Source organism: Bacteroides sp. (assembly GCF_030151085.1).
Classification (GTDB): domain Bacteria; phylum Bacteroidota; class Bacteroidia; order Bacteroidales; family Bacteroidaceae; genus Bacteroides.
Map to the genome: position 1 here is coordinate 1 of NZ_JASLER010000108.1, position 3664 is coordinate 3664.

At 45.8% G+C, this 3664-nt stretch carries 3 protein-coding genes and 1 pseudogene; all 4 read right to left on the minus strand.

What is annotated here, in order from left to right:
• A pseudogene (locus tag Q1W14_RS21645) lies at positions 1 to 1025 on the minus strand (lytic transglycosylase domain-containing protein); the annotation flags it as partial.
• 31 nt (positions 1026 to 1056) lie between these two features.
• Complete coding sequence (locus Q1W14_RS21650) at positions 1057 to 1902, minus strand: DUF5683 domain-containing protein (protein WP_118465268.1); 846 nt, start codon at positions 1900 to 1902, stop codon at positions 1057 to 1059.
• On the minus strand, positions 1903 to 2790 hold the full coding sequence (locus tag Q1W14_RS21655) for a ParB/RepB/Spo0J family partition protein (RefSeq protein ID WP_118223456.1): 888 nt from the start codon (positions 2788 to 2790) through the stop codon (positions 1903 to 1905).
• Positions 2791 to 2806: 16 nt separating this feature from the next.
• Positions 2807 to 3571: an AAA family ATPase gene (locus tag Q1W14_RS21660; RefSeq protein WP_118465267.1), complete on the minus strand. Its 765-nt coding sequence runs from the start codon at positions 3569 to 3571 to the stop codon at positions 2807 to 2809.
• Between the last annotated feature and the right edge of the window lie 93 nt (positions 3572 to 3664).

The window sequence follows — 3664 nt, forward strand, 5'->3', positions numbered from 1 at the left end:
ATGGGCAGGCGAAGGGTTTGAGCTTTACTTTCACCGGGAATTATACTCTTCTTAAACTGAGGATTAAGACTCTTAATTTCTTCCATACTAACGCCGCAGATATCGGCAAGCTGTTCGAAGTGTAAGTTTTTTGTTACTTGCACAGTGTCTGTAGCATCGGGGATATTAGTTTCCATGGGACAGATGTTGTGCTTACAATAATAAGTCATCACATAATTGGCGGCAATGAATGCAGGCACATATCCACGGGTCTCTTTGGGCAGGAAATTATAAATTTCCCAGTAATCAGTTTTACCACCGGCACGGCGGATTGCTTTGTTGATAGTACCTGGTCCGCAATTGTAAGCGGCGATCACCAGATTCCAGTCTTGATAAATGGCGTACAGGTCTTTCAGGTAGCGGGCAGCTGCCCACGTGGCCTTAATAGGATCACAACGTTCGTCGATAAGACTGTTGCTTTCCAATCCGTACATCTTTCCGGTAGCCAGCATGAACTGCCACAAACCGGAAGCACCTACACGGGATCTGGCAGAAGGATTCAGCGCAGATTCAATGATAGGTAAGTATCTGAGTTAGAGCGGTAATCCATAGGCGTCGAGTGCTTCTTCGAAGATGGTCATATAAAAGTTGCAGGCGCTCAACATGAATGATACGTTATTACGTAAACGTCCTGTGTACATGTCGATGAATTTACGTACAATCTCATTATAAGGCATTTCCATTACGGCAGGAATACGGCTGAGACGGTCGATATAAACAGAGTCACTAAAGAGCGGGTTCTCTGTGGAGGTACTGCAATCTTTGCCTAAATCAATGTAATTCTTGGCTTTCCAGTCATTGAGCAGGCTGTCCAGCGGATAAGTCATACTTTGGGGAAGTTCAATGCTTTCCTGGCGTTCTGTTCCGTTGTCACGGATCACTACTTCTACACTTTCCTGAGCTTGCGCCTGGAAGGCGAAAAGTGATAGACAAAACAGAAACGGAGTAGCGATAAACTTCTTCATATTTACAGATTTATTCTTCATGTGTGATTATTCTTTGGTATAGCTTAATTCATTAAAAACGGAAACTACATTGCACCCCGACAGATTTGTTGGAGCTGCCTATACTGTATTGACTGTTGATTACGGCAGGTTCTACCCGCATACTTAGGTCGGGGGTTATATCGAAATTGGATAGTTCCGCATCTACATAGGCATCAATAACCGATATCAGGTAAACACCTATGAAAGCGAAAATACTCAAGTCACGATAGCGCCTGTACGTATCCTTTTGCTTTCGGAGGGTTTCTGTTATTTGCGTTTTTGGGGTTCTGTCCAAATATCCGGGTGGCAAAAGGTCATGAATACTGTTGGCTTCCCAGTTGCCAAGAGCGGCATCTTTATAGGCCTGCATGTAGTCTTTATACATCTTGTTGTTCCAGGTTAGTGCATAAGCACATCCTGCAAATCCACCATATATAATAGGTAACTTCCAGAATTTACGGTTATAGATTTGTCCACCACCGGGGATAACCAGGGCGAGCCATGTTGCCTTGGTCGGGTTGGGGATAAATACTTTCTTGTTAAGTGCCCCGTTTATACTGTCTGTTGGTGTAGGAGGTACTTGTGGGGTAGTACTGGAAGTCATTTCCAGCAGACGCTTTTTGTTTTCGGCAGCAATGCTGTCGGCTAAGGCAATGCTGTCAGCAGCCGAAACCCGTTGCAGGGCAGATTCTGTTTGTGCATTCAGGCTGTCCAGAGCTACTTGCGGCAGTCTTTTCAGTGAGTCTGCATGTTCCAATTGCTGCCGTTTGGCAGCAGCACGCGGACGGTTCTGCCCATACACAGCAATCCCTGCCGTCTGCACGAAGCAAAGCAGCAGGGCGATACACCATTGATATGTTCTTGTTCCTTTCGTCATTTATTTTTTAAGAGTATCGAGTATGCCGATAATACGTTCCAATTCTTCTTCGTTATTGAACGGGATACTGATTTTACCTTTTCCTTTCTCCGAACAGGTCAACTGCACTTTGGTACTGAAGAAGCCTGATAACTGCTGTTTCAGCATGTTGAATTCTTCCGGCAGTTTTCCTCGTTTGGGAGCTATTTTTCGTCCGCCGCTTTTCACGGCTTCGCCTTCGCTCAGGGATTTTACTATTTCTTCCACCTTACGTACGGAATATCCGTGCTCGATGATTTCTTCAAATATCTTCACTTGCAACTTCGGATCACCCAGTGTAACAAGTGCACGGGCATGTCCCATGTCTATCTGCTTGTTCTGCAACGCCATCTGAATGGGGGCGGGCAGTTTCAATAAGCGCAGGTAGTTGGCAATTGTTGTACGCTTTTTACCGACACGTTCGCTAAGGCGTTCCTGTGTGAGCCCGTATTGTTCCAACAGATGCTGGTAGGCAAGGGCTATTTCCACAGAGTTCAAGTCTTCACGTTGTATATTCTCGATAAGCGCCATTTCCATGACGTTCTCGTCATCGGCAGTGCGGATATAGGCGGGAATACTTTTCAGTCCGGCGAGTTGTGAAGCACGGAAACGGCGTTCGCCTGCGATGATCTGATATTCGTCATCCGACAGCTTGCGTAGGGTAATGGGCTGAATGATACCTATTTCAGATATTGAGTCGGCAAGTTCCTGAAGCGCTGTCTCGTCAAATTCATGACGGGGCTGGTTCGGGTTGACGACAATCTTCGACAACTCTATTTCGTTGATGGAAGAAGAGCCTTCGGTCTGCACTTCGTCCATTGAAAGCAGGGCGTCCAGCCCGCGTCCTAATGCATTTCTTTTTTGTGCCATGGTTCTTCGTTTTGAATTAATTATTACGGCTGATCAGTTCTTTGGCAAGTGCCATATGATTCTTGGCTCCTGTAGAGTCTGCATCATATAAGATGGTAGGCAGACCGTAGCTGGGAGCTTCACTCAGCTTGACGTTACGCTGAACGACAGTGTCGAACACCAGTTCCTGGAAGTGGCGTTTCACTTCGTCGTAAATCTGGTTGGCCTGGCGCAGACGCGAGTCGTACATCGTTAGTAGGAAACCTTCAATTTCAAGTGCCGGATTCAGTTTAGACTTGATAATTTTGATGGTATTCAATAATTTGCTGATACCTTCCAGTGCAAAGTATTCCGCTTGTACGGGGATAATCACAGAGTCGGCTGCCGTCAGTGCATTGATGGTAATCAGTCCCAAAGAGGGCGAGCAGTCTATCAAGATATAATCAAACTCTTCCTTCAATGGGGCGAGTACTTCTTTCAGTATCTTTTCCCTGTTTTTCAGATTGAGCATTTCTATCTCGGCGCCCACCAAGTTTATGTGTGAGGATATCACTTTCAGTGTCTCAATCTCCGTGTCATGGATAGCTTCGCGAACATCGGCCCGGTCGATAATGCATTCGTATATAGTGCATTCCGCCTGCTTGATGTCGACACCCAAACCGGAAGAGGCATTTGCCTGCGGGTCTGCGTCCACAACGAGCACTCTCTTTTCCAGGGTAGCGAGTGAAGCTGCGAGATTAATCGTAGTCGTAGTCTTCCCTACACCGCCTTTTTGATTTGCCAAAGCAATAATTTTTCCCATAATCTTAGTGTTTATTGGCAGCGAAATAAGTGATAATTCCGTATTGCGCCTACTAAAAAAGAGAAAGATTGCAAAATCTGTTGATAAGTCGCC

What these genes read in the sequence shown, in the direction of transcription:
- Q1W14_RS21660 (WP_118465267.1), bottom strand. Translation starts at nt 3,571, where the DNA reads ATGGGAAAAATTATTGCTTTGGCAAATCAAAAAGGCGGTGTAGGGAAG.
- Q1W14_RS21655 (WP_118223456.1), bottom strand. Translation starts at nt 2,790, where the DNA reads ATGGCACAAAAAAGAAATGCATTAGGACGCGGGCTGGACGCCCTGCTT.
- Q1W14_RS21650 (WP_118465268.1), bottom strand. Translation starts at nt 1,902, where the DNA reads ATGACGAAAGGAACAAGAACATATCAATGGTGTATCGCCCTGCTGCTT.